The sequence below is a fragment of the Clostridium thermarum genome (assembly GCF_006351925.1).
Lineage (GTDB): Bacteria > Bacillota > Clostridia > Clostridiales > Clostridiaceae > Clostridium_AU > Clostridium_AU thermarum.
This window is the reverse complement of sequence record NZ_CP040924.1, coordinates 12,501-32,351: the sequence shown is the minus strand read 5'-3', so window position 1 is coordinate 32,351 and position 19,851 is coordinate 12,501. Positions and strand designations below refer to the sequence as shown.

General features: G+C 37.0%; 15 protein-coding genes, 4 tRNA genes, 2 rRNA genes and 1 other annotated feature (1 of these 22 cut by a window edge). Of the genes, 2 read left to right on the top strand and 19 right to left on the bottom strand.

The features are described 5' to 3' along the window. Positions 1-816, top strand: a complete 816-nt coding sequence (proC, locus tag FHY60_RS00145; protein WP_139902050.1) for a pyrroline-5-carboxylate reductase — start codon at positions 1-3, stop codon at positions 814-816. 310 nt (positions 817-1,126) lie between these two features. Here proC and FHY60_RS00140 read toward each other — a convergent pair whose 3' ends face one another. After that, the gene (locus tag FHY60_RS00140) at positions 1,127-1,339 is read right to left on the bottom strand and encodes an MBL fold metallo-hydrolase (protein ID WP_139902048.1); all 213 of its coding nucleotides are present in this window, start codon (positions 1,337-1,339) and stop codon (positions 1,127-1,129) included. Between the two features lie 50 nt (positions 1,340-1,389). On the opposite strand from FHY60_RS00140, the gene FHY60_RS00135 reads away from it, so the two are divergent. Continuing rightward, positions 1,390-1,596 (top strand): VOC family protein, encoded by a 207-nt coding sequence (locus FHY60_RS00135; RefSeq protein ID WP_139902046.1) that lies wholly within the window; start codon positions 1,390-1,392, stop codon positions 1,594-1,596. 89 nt (positions 1,597-1,685) lie between these two features. On the opposite strand, the gene FHY60_RS00130 is transcribed toward FHY60_RS00135, so the two are convergent. The 18 genes from FHY60_RS00130 to FHY60_RS00045 form a co-directional block, all read right to left on the bottom strand. After that, complete coding sequence (locus FHY60_RS00130) at positions 1,686-2,216, bottom strand: NUDIX hydrolase (protein WP_139902044.1); 531 nt, start codon at positions 2,214-2,216, stop codon at positions 1,686-1,688. A gap of 26 nt (positions 2,217-2,242) precedes the next feature. Beyond that, positions 2,243-2,911 (bottom strand): zinc dependent phospholipase C family protein, encoded by a 669-nt coding sequence (locus FHY60_RS00125; RefSeq protein WP_139902042.1) that lies wholly within the window; start codon positions 2,909-2,911, stop codon positions 2,243-2,245. Positions 2,912-2,939: 28 nt separating this feature from the next. Further along, positions 2,940-4,097: a DUF4932 domain-containing protein gene (locus FHY60_RS00120; RefSeq protein WP_139902041.1), complete on the bottom strand. Its 1,158-nt coding sequence runs from the start codon at positions 4,095-4,097 to the stop codon at positions 2,940-2,942. Positions 4,098-4,401: 304 nt separating this feature from the next. Then, the gene (gene addA / locus FHY60_RS00115; RefSeq protein ID WP_139902039.1) at positions 4,402-8,214 is read right to left on the bottom strand and encodes a helicase-exonuclease AddAB subunit AddA; all 3,813 of its coding nucleotides are present in this window, start codon (positions 8,212-8,214) and stop codon (positions 4,402-4,404) included. Further along, positions 8,214-11,687 (bottom strand): helicase-exonuclease AddAB subunit AddB, encoded by a 3,474-nt coding sequence (addB, locus tag FHY60_RS00110; protein WP_139902037.1) that lies wholly within the window; start codon positions 11,685-11,687, stop codon positions 8,214-8,216. The genes addA and addB overlap by 1 nt, the downstream gene beginning before the upstream one ends. A gap of 316 nt (positions 11,688-12,003) precedes the next feature. Beyond that, a tRNA-Ser gene (locus FHY60_RS00105) sits at positions 12,004-12,094 on the bottom strand. Between the two features lie 34 nt (positions 12,095-12,128). Further along, positions 12,129-12,219, bottom strand: a tRNA-Ser gene (locus FHY60_RS00100). A gap of 111 nt (positions 12,220-12,330) precedes the next feature. Further along, positions 12,331-12,741, bottom strand: coding sequence for a DUF2752 domain-containing protein (locus tag FHY60_RS00095; RefSeq protein ID WP_139902036.1), 411 nt, complete (start codon positions 12,739-12,741; stop codon positions 12,331-12,333). Continuing rightward, on the bottom strand, positions 12,731-13,063 hold the full coding sequence (locus tag FHY60_RS00090) for a DUF4234 domain-containing protein (RefSeq protein ID WP_139902034.1): 333 nt from the start codon (positions 13,061-13,063) through the stop codon (positions 12,731-12,733). The genes FHY60_RS00095 and FHY60_RS00090 overlap by 11 nt, the downstream gene beginning before the upstream one ends. A 100-nt stretch (positions 13,064-13,163) precedes the next feature. Next, complete coding sequence (serS, locus tag FHY60_RS00085; protein WP_139902032.1) at positions 13,164-14,444, bottom strand: serine--tRNA ligase; 1,281 nt, start codon at positions 14,442-14,444, stop codon at positions 13,164-13,166. Positions 14,445-14,493: 49 nt separating this feature from the next. Beyond that, positions 14,494-14,690: a binding site (T-box leader), on the bottom strand. Positions 14,691-14,762: 72 nt separating this feature from the next. Then, positions 14,763-15,020, bottom strand: a complete 258-nt coding sequence (locus tag FHY60_RS00080; protein ID WP_243122183.1) for a DUF1667 domain-containing protein — start codon at positions 15,018-15,020, stop codon at positions 14,763-14,765. A gap of 13 nt (positions 15,021-15,033) precedes the next feature. Further along, positions 15,034-16,428, bottom strand: coding sequence for an NAD(P)/FAD-dependent oxidoreductase (locus FHY60_RS00075; RefSeq protein ID WP_139902029.1), 1,395 nt, complete (start codon positions 16,426-16,428; stop codon positions 15,034-15,036). A 38-nt stretch (positions 16,429-16,466) separates the two neighbouring features. Further along, entirely contained in the window at positions 16,467-16,982 is a 516-nt protein-coding gene (locus FHY60_RS00070) for a transcription repressor NadR (RefSeq protein ID WP_139902027.1), read from the bottom strand. A gap of 24 nt (positions 16,983-17,006) precedes the next feature. Continuing rightward, positions 17,007-17,522, bottom strand: a complete 516-nt coding sequence (locus tag FHY60_RS00065; protein ID WP_139902026.1) for an HD domain-containing protein — start codon at positions 17,520-17,522, stop codon at positions 17,007-17,009. A gap of 112 nt (positions 17,523-17,634) precedes the next feature. After that, positions 17,635-17,710: transfer RNA gene (locus FHY60_RS00060), tRNA-Ala, on the bottom strand. A 3-nt stretch (positions 17,711-17,713) separates the two neighbouring features. Next, a tRNA-Ile gene (locus tag FHY60_RS00055) sits at positions 17,714-17,790 on the bottom strand. Between the two features lie 3 nt (positions 17,791-17,793). After that, positions 17,794-17,910 (bottom strand): 5S ribosomal RNA (gene rrf / locus FHY60_RS00050). 46 nt (positions 17,911-17,956) lie between these two features. Continuing rightward, positions 17,957-19,851: ribosomal RNA gene (locus FHY60_RS00045) — 23S ribosomal RNA — on the bottom strand (it continues 1,056 nt past the right edge of the window).

The following is a 19,851-nucleotide window of genomic DNA, read 5'->3' as shown; positions in this document are numbered from 1 at the left end:
ATGAATAAAAAGATTGGATTTATTGGCTGTGGAAACATGGGCCAGGCAATGATAGGCGGAATAATCAAGTCCGGTATAACTTCACCGGAAAATATTATAACCTCCGATATGAACGAAAGCTTTTTACATAGTATGAAAAACAAGTATGGTTTGTTGACTACTCTAGATAACACTGAAGTGGCTTCCTTCAGCGATATAATAATCCTTGCAGTAAAGCCAAATATCTACGAGAAGGTAATAAAGGAAATTTCGCCGGTTGTAAAGCAGGATGTTCTTATAATAACCATTGCAGCAGGTATCACCATTGACTTTGTTAAAAGAGCCTTTGGCAGAGACATGAAAGTAGTAAGAACTATGCCCAACACTCCTGCCCTGGTGGGAGAAGGAATGACCGCCCTATCTAAAAACAGTAGTGTGACAGATGAAGATCTGAAAGATGCTATATCCATTTTTGAAAGCTTCGGCAAAGCAGAGGTCATAGATGAAAAGCTTATGGATTCCATACCGGCAGTAAGCGGATCCTCTCCTGCCTATGTATTTATGTTTATAGAAGCCCTGGCTGACGGTGCGGTACTGCGTGGAATGCCAAGGGATAAGGCCTATAAGTTCGCAGCTCAGGCTGTATTAGGAGCTGCCAAAATGGTATTGGAAACCGGAGAACATCCCGGCAGCCTAAAGGATAAGGTTTGCTCACCGGGAGGCACAACCATAGAGGCGGTATATTCCTTGGAAATGAATAACTTCAGAGGAACCATAATCTCTGCTATGGAAAGTTGCACAAAGAAGGCCGAGGCTATGAGCAAAGGGGAAAAATAATGGTTTTATAACAAAATATAATAGATATAATATATAAAGAAGGTCTGGATTTATACTGGAGCGGCTACTATAAAGAGGCCTTAGTCAAATTTAAGACGCAGTGATTTATATCCTGCGTCTATATTATTACATATTAAATTTTTGTGGACAACTTTATTGACTCCTGTGGATAACTTGTTAGTTTCCCCAAAAAATCTGTTGATAACTCTGTGACTAATGTGACTAACTTTGTTCTCAAAGCCTTATTTATAAATATATTGGTAAATTTCGCTATAAAAAGCCCATTTATCCACATGAAATTTTATCCATATCATCTGTTGATACTTTCTACGGTTAACCTAAACTCTTGTCCTTTTTTCTCTATTTCAATAATTTTAGTATTTTTTGCTTCTGTTTCAGCCTTAAATTTCGAAGTGGTTTCATATACCTCTCCAAAATGCATTGGTATTAAAAACTTTGGTTTTAGTTTCTCTATAAAGTATTTTGCTCCAATACAGTAATTATGCTCAAGCCTTTGATCCACAGGGAAGATTTATTAAGCCTAAAAAATACTATATATTGGAGGTTTTTATTATGAAATTCAAATTTGATCATAATAACATAAATGTCCTAGACTTAGAAAAAAGTCTTGCCTTTTATAAAGAAGCCCTAGGTTTTGAAGAAGCTCATACCCATCATGAAAAAATGGGCTGTATTTGCTATGAAAACCCCAGCATGGGAATATATTTCATCAATGACCCTGATGAATACTGGATTGAGATACTGCCTACTAAATTATAATTAATTGCGGAATATGCTGAATTTACTGAGGATGCCAAGAGATTTTATTATTTTACTTCTAATGCTATATTGCAACTATAAGGCAACCTTTATTGGTTGCCTTTACAATTTAAAATTGAACTCAATGCCTTTAAAGCCAAATTTTCCCTATATACCCATGGATTTTTATCTATATTGTCTTGCTTAAGAATTTCTTCATTCAAATGAATTACTTCTCCTAAAGTCATCCACTTAGGACAAAACTCCAGATTTGCCTCATAGTCATCCAATTGTTGATGTGTTTGTCCCTCTGACACTTCACATAAATAATAATTAGATATCATTTCGAATACAGCATTTTCTTCATACTCGTCTATATTCCTTGATATAATTGTTCCTATTCTGGCTTTTATATTATTGATAATATATCCGGTTTCTTCCCTAACTTCTCTCTTTAACGCCTCTTCATAGCTTTCTCCACTATTTATACCACCGCCGGGAAACTTATAATCTCCTTTATTTGAATGCACCATTAGAAGTTTATTATCTCTTATAATAACTGCCCTAACCGCTTCCCTATGATTTATTTTCATATTTTCTGGGTTAAATTCTTTCAGACCTATTTCATAATTAAAAAGCATCTAATTCCCCTCTCTCATCCTATGGCTTAATTATCTTTTAAGATCCTCTTTTCTATCAGCTTATTCTTGATATTCTCACAAGCCTTATAAAAAAATGCTTCCGTTTCCTCCGGCGTCAAGTAGGAATACTCCCTATCCAAATTGCCTTCAAAGCTTTTATAGAAATTTGTTATATATTTTATCTGTTTTATAATAGCCGTCTGTGAATAATAATCCAAATAATCATTTGGAAACTCCTCAATTTCTGAAAATACCTTAAAAGCATAAAATTCCGGATGGTTCCTTAAGTACAAATGATCTATATCATACCAGTCTTCCTTCATAGTGCAAATAAAATTCCGGTCTTGTTCAAGCTCCTTGGCATACTTTTCAAACTTAGGAACAGCCACTAGTTTTGTAAATTCTACATCCGTTAATAGGTGGAGATAATATCCAATATAAAAAGAGTACTTCTTCTTGCTTAACGATTTAGAATCTATGAGATACCTATTATAAAAGGCCTCCGGGTCTATCTCACTCTTCTTTCCACTTGTTGTCCAATGGGTAACGCTGCTTGGAGGTGTGAACTTGCTCCAATCTTCATTGGGCTCCCCACAGTCCGGTCCAATATTACCTACTATAAATTCCTTTTTCTCAACATCCAGCTTATTTAAGAAATAATCTGCTATTCTAAAATGACTTATCCATGTAGCCATGATTTTCCCCCTTGTAAATTAACTTTTTTTACTTCTCTTCACTCAATACTTTAAAAACTTCAATTAACTCCGGATAAAATTCCTTAAAATCTTTGTACTTATCTTTATTCCTCTCGAACTCCTCAAGCTTATTAGCCAAATCTTCTACATAGATAAATCCCTTGGATTTCTCATAGGCAATAGCACTTTCATATTTATCCTTTCCTTGATGAATATAGATCAATCTCGAAGTTACAGCTCGTACAATGTGCTCATTTACGCAAACTTCCCAAGTGTTATATGCTTGTTTACCCATTACATCAGCTAATGGATCAAATAACTTTATATATTTATTAACTTCGTTTATGTTTTCTTCGGTTAATGTATTTACAAATGAATGGCTAAACTCATGCCATACCAGATACATAAAGTTATCCTTATCCCCAAACATCGGTATATTATCTTGTACAAACATTGGTCCCTGAATGCTATATACATCATGTGACCCATTTTCACTTTTTACTTTGGGCCCAAAGCCGCCGGGATGAAATATTGGTGCTAAAATTATATTATAGCTATTATTTTTTAAGTTATAGTATTTTTCTATGTCATTTATATAACTTGTCCCTTCTAACAACTTAGCATTTTTCTCAAGTATGTTCTTATAAACCTCTTTATTATCATTGTAGAACTTATCAAAGGAAGACTCAATAGCAAACTCCCTTAGCTGAGAAATAAACTTTTCAAATTCCTTCCCGCCTGATCTTTTTTTAAGGTAGTTATTTAATTCATGTACTTGAAATAGTTCTAAAGGATTGGATAAGTAAAGCATTGCTGTTGGAGGAGCATCAAAACAAAAACCTTCACTGCTCATCTTGTCAAAAGTTTTAATAACTTGATGATTTGAATACTGGGAAAAGTAATTATTTATTACATCCTTGTAAGCAAAATTCTCATTAGTTATTAAATCATACTTTTCATCATAACTACTTAAAAATTGAACTACTGAAAGAAGTTCTATTCTTGGATCTATCATAATGTTTATCCCATTAAGGTTAATCTTTATAGGCTCAAGTACAACCTCAGATTTGAACTTATTAACGCTAATATCTCTATGATTGTACTTATTTATATAAATACCTAATGCTATAAGTATAAATATACTAAAGGAAATAACAAAGTATTTTAGCCACTTTTTCGTAACCATACCCACGCAAAACCTCCCAAAACATAATTCCACATTCAATATTTAAGTAATGTTTACTAATCCATATTCAGTATAAATTTCTGATTCAAAAGTTAAATCTAAATAATTCATATAAAACTTATTATAAATAAATTTTGTATTTTTTTCAATTATTTTACATACAAGCTTTACCAAAACTTTCCTGTAACAGAGCTTAATATTAAAATATGTCCATATGCTCTGAAGTATTTATAAGAAACAAGCTTTGTATAAGTCATAAAAAAAGACAGCTCAAGTTGCTGTCTTAAACTGCTTAATCTCATTTTTACTTCATGTCAACAATATCTCCGCTATAAAATAAGTACAAGTACTTCTCTTTCACTGGTATCCCCATAATTTTCTCCAAGGTATCACTGTAATACTTAATTTGTATTTTATAACGTTCCTTAATATCCTCTACAGTTACATCTTCTCCCACATAGTCGGTCTTATAGTCAAAAAGTACTAGACCGCCGTCTTCCTCAAAAAATCCGTCAATAACCCCTTGAAGTCTCACCATTTCTTTTTCGTATATTTCCTTTGACAGGCTAGGATCTATTGTTGTGGCAGGCATATCTATATAGAAAGGAACTTCTCTATGAATTTTTACCCCAGCCTTATAAGCCTTAAGCAATCTCTGCCCAAGTGAACTATTAAAGAATTTAAGTATTCTGTAGGGTTTTATAGCAGCTGCTTGTTCTTCGGTGATAAAGGCTTTTTCAACCATTAGGTCTATTTGAGCCTGTATTTCCTCTGTAGTATTAACCTTATTCAAATCCAAGTACTGCATAGCAAAGTGCACCGCTGTACCTTTTTCCGCTGCAGAAAGACCCTTTTCCTCTTGCAGGAACTTTGGCTTTCGAATGCTTTGAGTTTTATATATGCTCACTACATTTCCGTCATCTATGTCCTCTGCTGCTGCCCGTTTTAATTCCGATACGCTGACATTGGCAGGAATTTGAGCAGCCTCTATATATTTATATCTCCAATCCAGCCTTCTTTTTATTTCCTCAGAGTATTCTGGCATGGTTGGCCTGTTGATAAACAGGTTCTTTTCCTCCTGAGATTCATCCACAGTCTCAATTTTTTTATCCACAGTAATGTCACTTTTACTCCAAATCTTTACCTGCCATGTGGATGATTCATCTTCTGGAGTAATATTGACATAGCTGTCTGCTGCTTTTCTTATACTTTCTCCATCCTTATGCTTTGCCAAGGCTATACCAATCCAGTCTATATAGGTTCTGCACTTAACAACCTCATATTCCGGTACCCTTTTTTCACTTTGATTAGCTGCATTGCACCATCTTGCCGCTGCCTTCTCTAAGTTTGCCACAGAACCGGTTATTATGAGTTTCTCTTTAGCTCTCGTCAAGGCAACATAAAGTATTCTCATTTCCTCCGATAGGCTCTCTAATTTGAATTTCTTCTTTATAGCCATCTTCTTAATAGTTGGGAAGGTAAGCCTTCTTACATAATCCACATAGTCCGGTCCATAACCTAATTCCTCATGGTATAATATTCTCTTGTTTAAATCCATAAGATTAAATTGTTTTCCGCAACCCGCCAGTATTACCACAGGAAATTCAAGTCCCTTGCTCTTGTGGATACTCATAATTCTAACTACATCTTCATTTTCTCCAAGGGTCTTAGCACTTCCCATGTCGCCTGAATTGCCTCTGAGCCTGTTTATAAAGTTTATGAAATTGAATAATCCCTTAAAGCTGGTCTGCTCATACTGTTTAGCTCTTTGGAACAGGATCCTCAAATTAGCCTGCCTTTGTGCTCCGTTGGGCATAGCCCCTACATAGCCATAGTAAGAAGTATCCATATAAAGATACCAAATAAATTCATCTATTGGCATATGAATAGATAACTTTCTCCATTTTTCTAAGGAGGTCAAGAAATTTTTTGCCTTTTCCTTAAGACTCTCCTCATAGATTTTAACCTTTGAATCAAGACCTAGGGCAACCTCTGATTGTTCCTCATCCAAAAGTGACTTTATATTTTCATAAAGGTATTTTTCTCTATCCATCATTCTGATTTCAATCAAATCCTCGGGAGTAAAGCCAAAGATAGGTGCTCTCATTACAGCCAGCAGCGGTATATCTTGATAAGGGTTATCTATGATTTGCAGCAGGGACAGCATAGTTCTAATTTCTACGGTCTGAAAGTAGCCTGTGTTAGAATCTGCATATACCGGAATTCCTTCCATTGTCAATTCCTCAGTAAATACTGGAGCCCACTGAGAGGTTGCTCTCATCAATATCACTATATCCCTGTATCTCACAGGTCTATATCCTTTAATATCCTTATCGTATACCTTAAACTTGCCTTCCTGAGCCGGTGACATAAGTTCTTTAATTCTCTTTGCTACAAGTCTGGCTTCCAGCTGGATATTATCTAATTCCTCCTGTTCCAGCTGATTGGCCACTTCTGCCACTTCTTCACCATAGTACTCTTCTTGGCCTTCTTCATCTTCCTCTCCAGCTTCACCACTTCTATCTATTATATGAAGCTCCGTTGGACCTCCCACTACAGTACCCTCTTCATGAATTTCTTCAAAGTTGGCACCTAAATTTAAGGCCTCTATATCCGTATAGTCTAATTCCCCCACAGTCTCGGACATAAGCTGTTTAAACACATAGTTTACAGAACTAATAATGCCAAAGCGGCTTCTGAAGTTTTTAAAGAGCAGTATCTTTCTTGCTAGGCTTCCATCTTCAATAGAATATGTATTATACTTTTCAAGGAACAGCTCCGGCTTTGCCTGTCTGAACCTATAAATACTTTGCTTAACATCCCCAACCATAAATACATTAGGTCTGTCGGTGAGCTTTCTAGATACCATGTTTATTATGGTTTCCTGCACATTGTTACTGTCTTGATACTCATCCACCAACACTTCTTCAAACTTCTCTCTAAAGCTCTCAGCTACCGGTGAAGGTACTATTTCTCCTGCCTCATTTACCTCTGTTAATATCTTGAGGCAAAAATGTTCTAAATCATTAAAATCCAGCATGCCTCTTTCCCTTTTTCTCTCTGAGTACCTTCTGTCAAACTCTATAACTATTTCTGAAAGAGCCTTCATCACAGGATACATGGCCTTTATACTTTCTCTCATTTCCTCCGGCGAAAGGGTAAATATATCATTTCTCATACCGATTATCTTTTTCTTTACGTCATTTCTTAAATCTTTCACTTCCTCTTGGGCCTCTTTATCCGCATCCTTGGACGCCCTCTTTAAATTGGCGAAATCAGCAGTATTAAATTCCTTAAACAGTTCCATAAAGTCTTTATCCAGAGCACCAATAAGCCTATTTATAATTGCAATATCCTCCATAATAGTAGCCCCATAGCCCTCAAGTCCCTGAGCCTCACTGCAGATCTCCATAGCCCTTTTAAGCTTATCTCTGGCACTAAAAAGCTCTATTTTTATATCCTGAAGCAGTACCTTTCCCCAGGGTGTTGTGCTGATATCAAGGTCGTCATCTATATTAAACTCTTCCGCTTTTTCTCTTAGCCATTTTTCTGGCCAAGGGCCGCTCATGGAAAAGCTGTACAGGTTATCAATAAGCTCTGCTAATGGCTTATCGTCCTTTGATCCGCCAAAGCATTCCACCAATGACAAAAAGCCCCTATCCTTTTCGTCATATTTGTCCTCCATTAGCTCCTGTAGAATTTCCTGCTTCAAAAGTACCGATTCAGTCTCATCAGCAATTCTAAAATCAGGATCTAAATCTATCTGATGAAAGTTATTTCTTATGGTGTCTAAGCAAAAGGAGTGCATTGTTGTTATATTAGACCTGTTTAGCAAAGTAGACTGCCTCTGCAGCATCTTAGAGTCAGGATTCTTATCCATTTCCTTAGATATAGCCTCTCCTATTCTTTCTCTCATTTCACCAGCTGCTGCACTGGTAAAAGTTACTACCAACAACCTATCAATATCCACTGGATTATCAGGGTTAGTAATTATCTTAATAATTCTCTCAACCAGGACTGCAGTCTTACCGGAACCGGCGGCTGCCGCCACTAACAGGTTACAATTTCTCGTATCTATAGCACTCTGTTGCTCTTTTGTCCATTTAGTGTCTCCCATTAACCTTCACTCCCTTCCTCAGCTTCTTCAATTTCCGTTGCCCTTTCCATCAAGCTCCATATCTCTTCATCTTTTTTCTTATTCACATATCTATACTTATTATCCTTTATAGAAGAATCAAACTGGCATATAGCTGAAAAGCTGCAATAATTACAGGCTGTATGCTGCTTATCCTTAGTTGGCCTTATCTCAATATTACCGTTAAGCATATCCTCACAAAGTCTTATCATTGTATCTCTGACATACTGTCTAAGAATCTCAAACTGATGCATAGTTACTACAGAAGAAGTATCAGCCAAATCTCCTCCTTTATTCAACCTAGCTGGTATAATCACTGAAAAACCATTAATGTCTTTATCCATATTCCTTACTAACCTGGCATCCTTTAATATTAAACCATTCATCTTTAGCTTTTTTAATATAGCCTTTTCTATTTCTTCATCAGTCATATTGGCAGTACCATTAACCATAGGATCATCTACTCTAAAGTAAAGTATTGCTCCAGGTATCGCCTGCTTATGGATATATACATCAGCATTAGATAATAAAGCATCTAAATATACTAACAGTTGTAGCTGTAAGCCGTAGTATACCTCTGATAGTGAAAAGCTCTTATTTCCGGTTTTATAGTCTACTACCTTAAAGTAAGTCTCTCCATCCAATTCCATGGAGTCAACCCTGTCTATTCTACCTCTTAGCTGAATTTCTTCTCCTGAAGGTAAGCTTAGCTTTATAGGCGGAAGGTCTCCTCCCTTACCAAAAACAAGCTCATTGGCCAGGATATCAAAGGAGCTCCTCTTTACATGTTCAGTCATTATGATAACAGACCTGGTTAGAATTCTTTTTAACTTATCTGTTATGTACTTATATCTGGAGGAGCTGTTTAGTATTAAATTACTCTGTATCTCCAGTTCTTGGTCAACAAGCATTGAGATAGTCTCCCTGCACCATTCTTTGGATATTTTCTTCCACTGTATTCCCTCAAGCTTTATAACTTTTGCGAATTTATCCAATATACCGTGGATAAAGCTTCCGAAGTCCGGTGAAGAGAATTCATAGACCTTTCTATCCTTCGCCTTTAATCCATACTTTACAAAGTAGGCAAAAGGACATTGGGCATATTGTTCTATTCTTGAAACGCTGAAATTCAGCGGCCTTCCATAAAGATTTCTTATCTTTTCCGAATCTACATTTTCTACTACATTACTGTATTCCAAGCCTTTAAATATTCTTGAAGCCTTCATTTTCCACTCTTCTTTGCTGTCATACCACTTATAGATTTCTCCCCAAATATCTTCTACTTCTTCTCCCTCATACTTCCTTCTCAGTGCCGATACTAATTCATTGAAGGTAGGTTCCGGCGCTGCAATGGCCTCTATTCTGGAAGCAGGGTTCTTCAGCTTTACTAATTCACTTTCCTCTTGAAGCTTTGGAAAGATCTTCTTCATTCTGGATATGATAACCGAAGGTCTTAGTGTTTTTCCTTCAAAGTTTGCCATAGGATAGGTCAATATTAAATAATTACATGGGGTAGTTAAGGTTGTATAAACTAAAAACTGTTCTTCAAAGACTTTAGTCTTAGTGTCTGCTGCCAGCTCTACTCCACTGTCTCTTAAAATTTCTCTGTCCCTATCAGAAAGTATTCCCTCTTCCTTTGAAACCTTAGGAAAAACACCATCATTAACCCCAATAATATATAGGGCTTTTACCCCTTGGCTTCTTATTCTTGCAATGTCGCCTATCATAACCTCATCTAAAGATATAGGTATAAGTCCCATTTCTCTCTTTTGGAAGCCTACAGCTAGGATCTTCATAAATTTATCAATGCCTAGCTTTTCCTCTCCCATAACTTCCACCAAAGAATTTAAAGTCTCCATTACTATATCTACAATTTGATCATACTCATTGGAAAGTTCCATCTGGCCTTGTTCCCTAAAATGATTTGTCCAAGCTTCTATCCTTTCAAGGGCACCGCTTTCTATCAAAAACTCATACAGTGATGTACATATACTCTTCACATTGTTATTGGTCTTTAAACTCTTTTGAAGCTTTATTAGAGGTGCGGTTATCATTTCCTTTGCCTCATTTATTTTGTTTAATATTGCTGTTTCATACTGGGTTAACTCATCTTTTTCATAACCATAGTTAATCCTATAGTTCCAGAATTCATGACTTGTCCACTGGTTTCCTCTTATACCGTTAGCTAAGACATAGTTTTCTAATAAATCAAGACTTTCATTATCTATACCGGTTAAGCCAGTTTTCAGATATCTAAACACAGTCTCATAGGACCAATTCTTCGTAAAAATATCAAATACAGAAGTTATAAACACCACTAAGGGATTTCCGCTGACAGTTCTTTTCATATCTAAAAAGTACGGAATTCCATATTCTCTAAATATGGCAGCAATTATTTTCTCATAGCTTTCAAGCTCCCTGCATACTACTGCAATATCTTTAAATCTATAGCCCTTGTCTCTTACGAGCCTAATAATGTCTCTTGATATCATCGCTATCTCATCGTAATTGTCAAATGCCTTATATATCCTTAAATTTTCTATCTTTCCCTCATAATATCTATAGGGAGCTGCATAGAAATATCTTTCAATATGCTGTAGTTCCTTATTATCAGAAAAACGTGGGCAACAATCCTTATTTAGGTTTACAGCTTCTTCAAAGCCTACATTATTTTCCTGTATAAGCCTCATAAACTTTCTTTCAGTATTTTTTGTAACGGAAAAGATATCAGTATTGTCTACAGTATGGATGTTATCTAATTCATCACTAGTGAGAGTAATGTTCACCCTTTTGCACTTTTTTAAAAGCTTTTGAAGAACGGTATACTGCTGAGGGGTGAATGTTGAGAATTCATCAATCCATACCTCTGCACCATCATAAACAGAACATTTGTCCAGCTTTTCTGCCAGTAGCGTTAACTCATCTTCTGAATCTATGTACTCCTTATGTAGAGCTTCCTGAAACCTTTCATATATAGTTTTTAAATCTTGAAGCTTATACTTTAGATCCTGCTGTTCTAAATCTTTCATAGAACCTTCTATTATTTCCGGGGTAATATTATAGCGCTTAAATTCCCCTATGGTATCCGAAACTATATCTATAAAGCCTTGCTGCTTACTTGCTCTGCCAAAGTACTTCAAATTACCTCCTAGTTCCTCCAAAATGTTATATATAAGCATTGACTTTCCTGTATCATCTATCCTTCTTAAGGTAACACCGCCAACTTCATTAAAAACTCTATGAGCTAACCTTTTAAAACTTAGAACTTCTGCCTTAGTAATTCCTGTAGCTCCTACAACCTTTAACAGATTTCTCTCTGATTGGAATGAAAATTGTTCCGGCACTAACAATACAAGTTTGTGATTAGCTCCTCTTAATATATTTTCCTTTATCTCCTGAAGACAATAGTGGCTTTTCCCGCTGCCTCCTCTTCCATATATAAATCTTAAACTCATATAATCAACTCCTGTTAATACTTTTTTCCCTTATATTGTGTAATAAAAAAGGTACGAGAAATACCTTCTCATACCTTAGATATCCAATATCTCTACCTCACTGAAATTGGATAATTGTATTTCTCTTATTTAATTATAACCTATTCTGCATAGTTTATATATACATTACCACAGCCCTATAATATTTCTATTTATTTTATATTATATAAATCAAAAACTATATTAACAAGTTTCAAAATTTTAATTTTAGCCCTAATTACTTTTTTATATATTAACAAAAAATAAATAGAAGCTTACATCTTGCAAGCTTCATATTTGGCGGAGAAAGAGGGATTTGAACCCTCGCGCCGGTTACCCGACCTACGCCCTTAGCAGGGGCGCCTCTTCGACCACTTGAGTATTTCTCCATGCTCTACAAACTATATTATATTAAATAAAATATGGCGGAAAGAGTGGGATTCGAACCCACGGTGCGGTCACCCGCACGCCGGTTTTCAAGACCGGTGCCTTAAACCAACTCGACCATCTTTCCATATCAGTCACCTCAGTGACAAATACTATTATAACAAGGTGACTATGTTATGTCAACATAAAAAATAATATTTTTTTATTTGTAATACACGGATTAAATTCCATATTACTTCTAAAAAGCTTTTTCTATTAATGATTTTATAAAAGTAAATAAGTTATCTTCATGATAAGTCATAGGTTCAACATCAGGATAATATAGCTTTAACCTAATTAACCATACAGCTATGAATATAGATATGGTGCTGTATAAGTATATCTTTTTTTTATTGGTCATTAGAAAAGGTATAAATAATACTAAAGGAAATAGTGGATGGAAATGAAAAGCTTCCGAAATATGGCCATTAAATAAATTAAGAAACGCTCTGGTCATACCACAGCCGGGACATGGTACTCCGGTAGTGTTGTAAAACAGACAAGTACTTCTGTCTGTAAGAAAACCAATAAGGATACTTACAGCACCAATTGCTGCAAGTATCCAAAAGGTCTTAATATGCTCTTCTTTTATGAAATTCTTATAGTTCATTGGCTTGTGATTGCATAATAGCAACAGAAACTATAGATAGACCAAAAATGCTAAGTAATAAGTATAGAATACTATTGTCTTGAGCATATTGTCCTGCTCTCTGCTTAGCCCTTAAAAGTTTCTGTCCCATTTTATAGTGCCAATAAATTCCGTATATACCGCAAGTAACCAACATTAATAGAAATTCCATTCCACCCTCCTGGTTTTCTCCATTATACGCGGATACTTCATTACTTAAACTTATCATCCAAATAATAAAGTAAATACCACAAGTCAGTAATGAGAGTATTATTGCAGTAGCAACACTTCTTTTAGCAATCATTTTTTGGCTCCTCCTTAAATATTATTCCATTACCATTATAACATCTCATCAATATGGTTTTCTACTGGAAGATGCCATCTGACACTACTCTTTAATCGATTTATTTTGATATTTTCTCACATCCCATATATGATCTTAGAACCTTAGGAATCAAGATTGATCCGTCTTCTTGTTGGAAGTTTTCCAATATAGCAGCTACTGTTCTTCCAACTGCCACTCCTGAGCCATTGAGGGTATGTACTAGCTGTGGTTTATCCTTTGGATTATCCTTATATCTTATATTTGCCCTTCTGGCCTGGAAGTCCTCAAAATTACTGCAGCTTGATATTTCTACATATTTGTTGTAACTTGGCATCCAAACCTCTATATCATAAGTACAAGCTGATGAGAAGCCTAAGTCTCCTTTACAAAGCTTAACTACCCTATATGGCAAGCCTAACCCCTGTAGTACTCTTTCTGCATCATTTGTAAGCTTTTCTAGTTCTTCATAGGATTGTTCTGGTTTTGTGAACTTAACAAGCTCCACCTTATTAAACTGATGCTGTCTAATGAGTCCCCTTGTATCTCTTCCTGCAGATCCTGCCTCTGCTCTAAAGCATGCGCTGTAGGCAACATGTTTTATTGGAAGAGTATCCCCCATCAAGACTTCATCTCTATATAAATTTGTTACAGGTACTTCTGCTGTTGGTATTAAGAAATATTCTGTGTTAGTAACCTTGAAAGCATCCTCTTCAAATTTAGGAAGCTGTCCTGTACCTGTCATACTATCTCTGTTAACCAAGTATGGAGGCAGTATTTCTGTATATCCCCCAATTTCTGTATGAGTGTCTAAAAAGTAGCTTATGATAGCTCTTTCCAATCGTGCTCCCAAACCTTTATAAACAGTAAATCTTGAGCCTGTTATCTTTCCAGCTCTTTCAAAGTCAAATATATTAAGATTTGAACCTAGATCCCAGTGAGCTTTTGGTTCAAAATCAAACTTTGTTGTTTCTCCCCATCTTCTAACTTCCAAGTTATCAACATCAGATTTTCCGTCAGGAACATTTTCATTTGGAATATTTGGTATACTTAAGATAATTGCCTTTATTTTTTCATCTATCTCGGATACTTTGGCATCCATAACCTTTATATCTTCACCGATATTTCTCATTTCTGCCATTATTGGCTCAACATCCTGTCCAGCCTTTTTAAGCTTTGGAATCTCTGCAGAAACTTGATTTCTTTTACTTTTTAAATTTTCTACATCAACTAAGATCTCTCTTCTCTTCTCATCTAGTTGAATAACTTCATCAATTAAAGATACATTGAAATCTGAACTTCTGCCTAGCATCGCCTTTTTTATTTCATCTGGATTAGTTCTTACTCTTTTTACATCTAGCATCTCTTATACCTCCTACATTTCTATCTAAAAATAAAAAGTCTATCATCCCAAAAGGGACGAAAGACTCCGCGTTGCCACCCTAGTTGACCGAAAAATATTCCGGTCCTCTTAATTATTTTAACGGCTTACCGTACTGCTCTTCGCAGTCCCTCTGAGGTGGATTCTCAAATATAGTATACCAGCTTTCACCAACCGCTGGCTCTCTTAAAAACTATATAAGTTACTAGTCCTCTTCAACAGTTATATGTTTATTTTGTTTACATAGATACATTATATACATGTTTTATAAAAAAAGTAAATAAATTTGTTGAACTATTTTTATATCTTATCTATATTTCTAGTACAAACAATATCTACACCGGTATTAAGTATGTTTTTGCATACTGTATCACCAATCATTATAGGTACACCTACATATATTCTGCTTAGAGCCTTTGAACACTCCAGCCATAAGCTTCTATCTATTGGTGCAGTACTTTTTACTGGTACAACCTTAACGGCTCCAGAACCTTTTACCCTCACAAGGGTAGTTAATACCTCTTTTCTCTCTTTATCATTTTGCTTCCCATATTCCATACCCATACATCCCTCACACACTGTCAAACTCCTTAATTCTGTTTAATATAATTTTAGACTTCTTTGAATCCAAAACAATCTCTGTAACATGCCTATTAGTTTCCCTAGCTAATATTGAAATTATTTTATTTAAGCAATAGGATCCCTTACATCTTCCTAAAGTTGCTCCAGTTCTTCTCTGTATTCCTTCAAGAGTTCTTGCTCCTAAAGGTCTTCTAATGCTGTCTACAATTTCTCCCTCGGTTATCATTTGACAGGTACATATAATATTTCCGTATTTTTTATCTAACTTTATTAAGTTTTGCCTTTCATCGTTAGGTAATTCTCTAAACCTAAATACATCTCTTCGGCTATCTTTAAAGTTTTTTCTTAGCTTTGCATTTAAATTGCCAACTATAGTTTCGCATACCATCTTTGCTATAGAAGGTGTCATAGTTACCTGTCCATAATGGTTACCGGTTATCCTAACATAACCATTGTTTAAATAACTGTCATCAATTATCATTACATCACTCCTATAAGGTGAAGAATAAAAGCTATCGATTTGATTTTTATCTACCTCACCAACTAGACTCACAGCCTTATTCAGTGTTTCCTCAAGATTTAGTACTTTCTTTGTCCTTACAGAAACCAAGTTATGTTCCATTAGCGTATTTATGTAGTATGCCGTATCTCCATCTTCTCCAAGTGAAAATACTATTTTTGAATAGGTATCCTTCTCTTCCTCTTCTAATACAAAATAATTAATATATTCTTCCTGTTTATAGGCTAGTTTTCTGTCCGCATCGATACTATAATGATCACCAGGTGTAGTATTAACCACTACCTTACAAGTGAACTTATTTTTATTTGTAGTAACCCTTACTCCTTTAGATATACTTTCTATGTCAACGACCTCTTCAGATAATCTGAAAATGACTCCATTATCAAAAGCTACCTCTCCATAGGCTATAGCAAGGTCATACGGGCATACAACCCCTGTATTTGGCGAATATAAGGCTTTTACAACACTTTTACTCAGAGATGATTCCTTTGTCCTTGCTTCATCTCCTGAAAGTAGCTCCACGTAATCAATGCCTCTTTGTTGAGCACTTTTATACATTTTTTCTATTTGTTCTACACCTTTAGCCCCTTCTGCTGTTATCAGTGAACCACATCGTTTAAATGGTATGTTAAATTTCTTAGTTATTTCACTGAACATCGAATTTCCCATAAACTCAAGCTTTGCCATTAGAGTATCTTCACATTCCATTCCGTCATAAACAATAGCTGTATTGGTCAAAGCTACATCATCGGCAATATCATAATCCTTTTCTATTAATGCTATATTTAAACTATATTTTGATAGCTCATAGGCTACAGCACAGCCTATGATTCCTCCACCTAGTACTAATACATCATAATCCATAGTCGTCCTCCTATTTATAGGCTTAGCAATTCTGCAAATTAATCACAGGCTAAGTATCCCTTTTCTTTTAATTCACTTAATACGGCGTCTATGGTACCCTCACTGTCAGCTACAATTGTATGCATATGAACCCCGCCGGTTAGTCCCGATAAGGGCTGGGCCTTTTCTTTATTAAATTTCTCCATAAAGCTTTCAACATCTTTTAAGTTCTTAACCATCAACATTCCTTTTATTTCACCATATAGAGGGTGTTCAACAATAACATCCTCTATAGTTGCTCCATACTTAGTTATAATTTTTAGCTCTTCCTCAATATCCTCTCTTTTATGGCATACGGCTATTAATCTTTTAACCTTATAAGAATAATTCGATGGTATAATGTAACCTTCTGGTGTAGCTATAATATTTTCTCCCTCTGCTCTTAATATGGCAATGTCCTTTACAATTACTTGTCTTGTTACCCCCATTTCTGAGGCTAGTATATGTCCTTTCTGAGGTTCATTATCGGATCTCAACTTATTTAATATATACTTTCTTCTTTCCTTTGAATTCATTCTCTCACCACCCTATTATCTTATTTAGTTTAGGCCATCCGCATGCTTTAATATATCTAATTCCTCATCATTTATTATACCATTGTTATGATGATTTCTCACTAAGTATAGAAATCTATCATCATATCTCTTTAGTTCTTTTAGAATTTCATACCCCTTTTCAGCATGGTTAAAGTATACATCCACTTTTTTAACCTTCGTTAACCTTCTGAGATTACTTGGTGAAATTTTGTTCATTATTACTAATAACGATTTATCTATTATATTTATTCTTTTCTCTATTTTACCTATATCATGAAGCAAAGCAACTTTTTTAAAATCTTCTTTACTTATAGACAAGGCTGATTTATCCTTGATATCTTCTAAAAACTTTTCAACATCATGGGCTACTCTAATACAGTGCTTTTGTTCTGATACTGATAACATGAAAAATAACTTTTGCTCTTCAGTATCTAGAATACAATTCACATATTCTATGTCATCCTTTGTTACTTTACTAAAGGCAGCCCATATAAATTGCTTTACCCTATAAAGTCCCATAATTCACCTCATATTTGTTAGTATTTAAATTGCTATAATTTTATTTTATATTTTTTAATATATATTAACAAATAAAATAAAAAACCATGAACAAAAGTTCATGGTTTTCTTATGGTGGAGATAAAGAGATTCGAACTCTTGACCCCCTGCGTGCAAGGCAGGTGCTCTCCCAGCTGAGCTATACCCCCAAATGGTGGACCTTCAGGGACTCGAACCCCGGACCAACCGGTTATGAGCCGGTTGCTCTAACCAACTGAGCTAAAGATCCATAACCTGGCAACGTCCTACTCTTCCACTCAGTCTCCCGAGCAGTACCATCGGCGCTGTGAGTCTTAACCATCGTGTTCGGAATGGGAACGGGTGTAACTCTCACGCTATTATCACCAGATACTAGAGAAGCTTGTTCTCTGAAAATTGCACATAAGAATGTGTTTTAGGTCAAGTCCTCGACCTATTAGTACTAGTCAGCTTAACACATTGCTGTGCTTACACCTCTAGCCTATCAACCTTGTGTTCTTCAAGGGGTCTTACTGACTTACGTCATGGGAAATCTTATCTTGAGGTGGGCTTCACGCTTAGATGCTTTCAGCGTTTATCCCGTCCCGACATAGCTACCCAGCGGTGCTCCTGGCAGAACAACTGGTACACCAGAGGTCAGTCCATCCCGGTCCTCTCGTACTAAGGACAGCTCCTCTCAAATTTCCTACGCCCGCGACGGATAGGGACCGAACTGTCTCACGACGTTCTGAACCCAGCTCGCGTGCCGCTTTAATGGGCGAACAGCCCAACCCTTGGGACCTACTTCAGCCCCAGGATGCGACGAGCCGACATCGAGGTGCCAAACCTCCCCGTCGATGTGGACTCTTGGGGGAGATCAGCCTGTTATCCCCGAGGTAGCTTTTATCCGTTGAGCGATGGCCCTCCCACGAGGTACCACCGGATCACTAAGTCCGACTTTCGTCCCTGCTCCACTTGTGGGTGTCGCAGTCAGGCTCCCTTCTGCCTTTACACTCTACGAACGATTTCCAACCGTTCTGAGGGAACCTTTGAGCGCCTCCGTTACTTTTTAGGAGGCGACCGCCCCAGTCAAACTGCCCACCTAACAATGTCCCGTCACCAGCTTCATGGTGTCCGGTTAGAATCTCAGTATCATCAGGGTGGTATCCCAAGGTCGACTCCACAAAGGCTGACGCCCTTGCTTCCAAGTCTCCCACCTATCCTGTACAGATAATACCGAAACTCAATGCTAAGCTACAGTAAAGCTCTACGGGGTCTTTCCGTCCAATCGCGGGTAGCAAGCATCTTCACTTGCACTACAATTTCGCCGGATTTGCAGTTGAGACAGTGCCCAAATCATTACGCCATTCGTGCGGGTCGGAACTTACCCGACAAGGAATTTCGCTACCTTAGGACCGTTATAGTTACGGCCGCCGTTTACTGGGGCTTAAGTTCATGCCTTCGCTTGCGCTAAGCAATCCCCTTAACCTTCCAGCACCGGGCAGGCGTCAGCCCCTATACATCAGCTTACGCTTTAGCAGAGACCTGTGTTTTTGCTAAACAGTTGCTTGGGCCTATTCTCTGCGGCCTACTCGCGTAGGCACCCCTTCTCCCGAAGTTACGGGGTCAATTTGCCGAGTTCCTTAACTGCAATTCTTCCGCTGGTCTTAGGATTCTCTCCTCACCTACCTGTGTCGGTTTGCGGTACGGGCACTACTTCACTCCCTAGAGGCTTTTCTTGGCAGCGTGGAATCAGATACTTCGCTACTAAATTTCGCTCCCCATCACACCTCAGCATTGAACAGACGGATTTGCCTATCTGTTCTGCCTAGATGCTTAGACCCACATCCAATAGTGGGCACATCCTATCCTCCTGCGTCACCCCATCGGTAATAACGCGTCATAGTGGTATCGGAATATCAACCGATTGTCCATCGCCTACGCCTCTCGGCCTCGGCTTAGGTCCCGACTAACCCTGGGAGGACGAGCCTTCCCCAGGAAACCTTAGGTTTTCGACCAAAGAGATTCTCACTCTTTTCTCGCTACTTATTCCAGCATTCTCTCTCCTGTACAGTCCACCACTCCTTTCGGTATGACTTCAGCCCGTACAGGATGCTCCTCTACCGCTGACGCGCAAGCGTCAACCCGTAGCTTCGGTGGTAAGTTTGAGCCCCGGACATCTTCGGCGCAGGATCTCTCGACTAGTGAGCTATTACGCACTCTTTAAATGAGTGGCTGCTTCTAAGCCAACATCCTAGTTGTCTTAGAAATCCCACATCCTTTTCCACTTAACTTACACTTAGGGACCTTAGCTGACGGTCTGGGCTTTTTC

What these genes read in the sequence shown, in the direction of transcription:
- proC (WP_139902050.1), top strand. Translation starts at nt 1, where the DNA reads ATGAATAAAAAGATTGGATTTATTGGCTGTGGAAACATGGGCCAGGCA.
- FHY60_RS00135 (WP_139902046.1), top strand. Translation starts at nt 1,390, where the DNA reads ATGAAATTCAAATTTGATCATAATAACATAAATGTCCTAGACTTAGAA.
- FHY60_RS00130 (WP_139902044.1), bottom strand. Translation starts at nt 2,216, where the DNA reads ATGCTTTTTAATTATGAAATAGGTCTGAAAGAATTTAACCCAGAAAAT.
- FHY60_RS00125 (WP_139902042.1), bottom strand. Translation starts at nt 2,911, where the DNA reads ATGGCTACATGGATAAGTCATTTTAGAATAGCAGATTATTTCTTAAAT.
- FHY60_RS00120 (WP_139902041.1), bottom strand. Translation starts at nt 4,097, where the DNA reads ATGGTTACGAAAAAGTGGCTAAAATACTTTGTTATTTCCTTTAGTATA.
- addA (WP_139902039.1), bottom strand. Translation starts at nt 8,214, where the DNA reads ATGGGAGACACTAAATGGACAAAAGAGCAACAGAGTGCTATAGATACG.
- addB (WP_139902037.1), bottom strand. Translation starts at nt 11,687, where the DNA reads ATGAGTTTAAGATTTATATATGGAAGAGGAGGCAGCGGGAAAAGCCAC.
- FHY60_RS00095 (WP_139902036.1), bottom strand. Translation starts at nt 12,741, where the DNA reads ATGAACTATAAGAATTTCATAAAAGAAGAGCATATTAAGACCTTTTGG.
- FHY60_RS00090 (WP_139902034.1), bottom strand. Translation starts at nt 13,063, where the DNA reads ATGATTGCTAAAAGAAGTGTTGCTACTGCAATAATACTCTCATTACTG.
- serS (WP_139902032.1), bottom strand. Translation starts at nt 14,444, where the DNA reads ATGCTAGATGTAAAAAGAGTAAGAACTAATCCAGATGAAATAAAAAAG.
- FHY60_RS00080 (WP_243122183.1), bottom strand. Translation starts at nt 15,020, where the DNA reads ATGGAATATGGGAAGCAAAATGATAAAGAGAGAAAAGAGGTATTAACT.
- FHY60_RS00075 (WP_139902029.1), bottom strand. Translation starts at nt 16,428, where the DNA reads ATGGATTATGATGTATTAGTACTAGGTGGAGGAATCATAGGCTGTGCT.
- FHY60_RS00070 (WP_139902027.1), bottom strand. Translation starts at nt 16,982, where the DNA reads ATGAATTCAAAGGAAAGAAGAAAGTATATATTAAATAAGTTGAGATCC.
- FHY60_RS00065 (WP_139902026.1), bottom strand. Translation starts at nt 17,522, where the DNA reads ATGGGACTTTATAGGGTAAAGCAATTTATATGGGCTGCCTTTAGTAAA.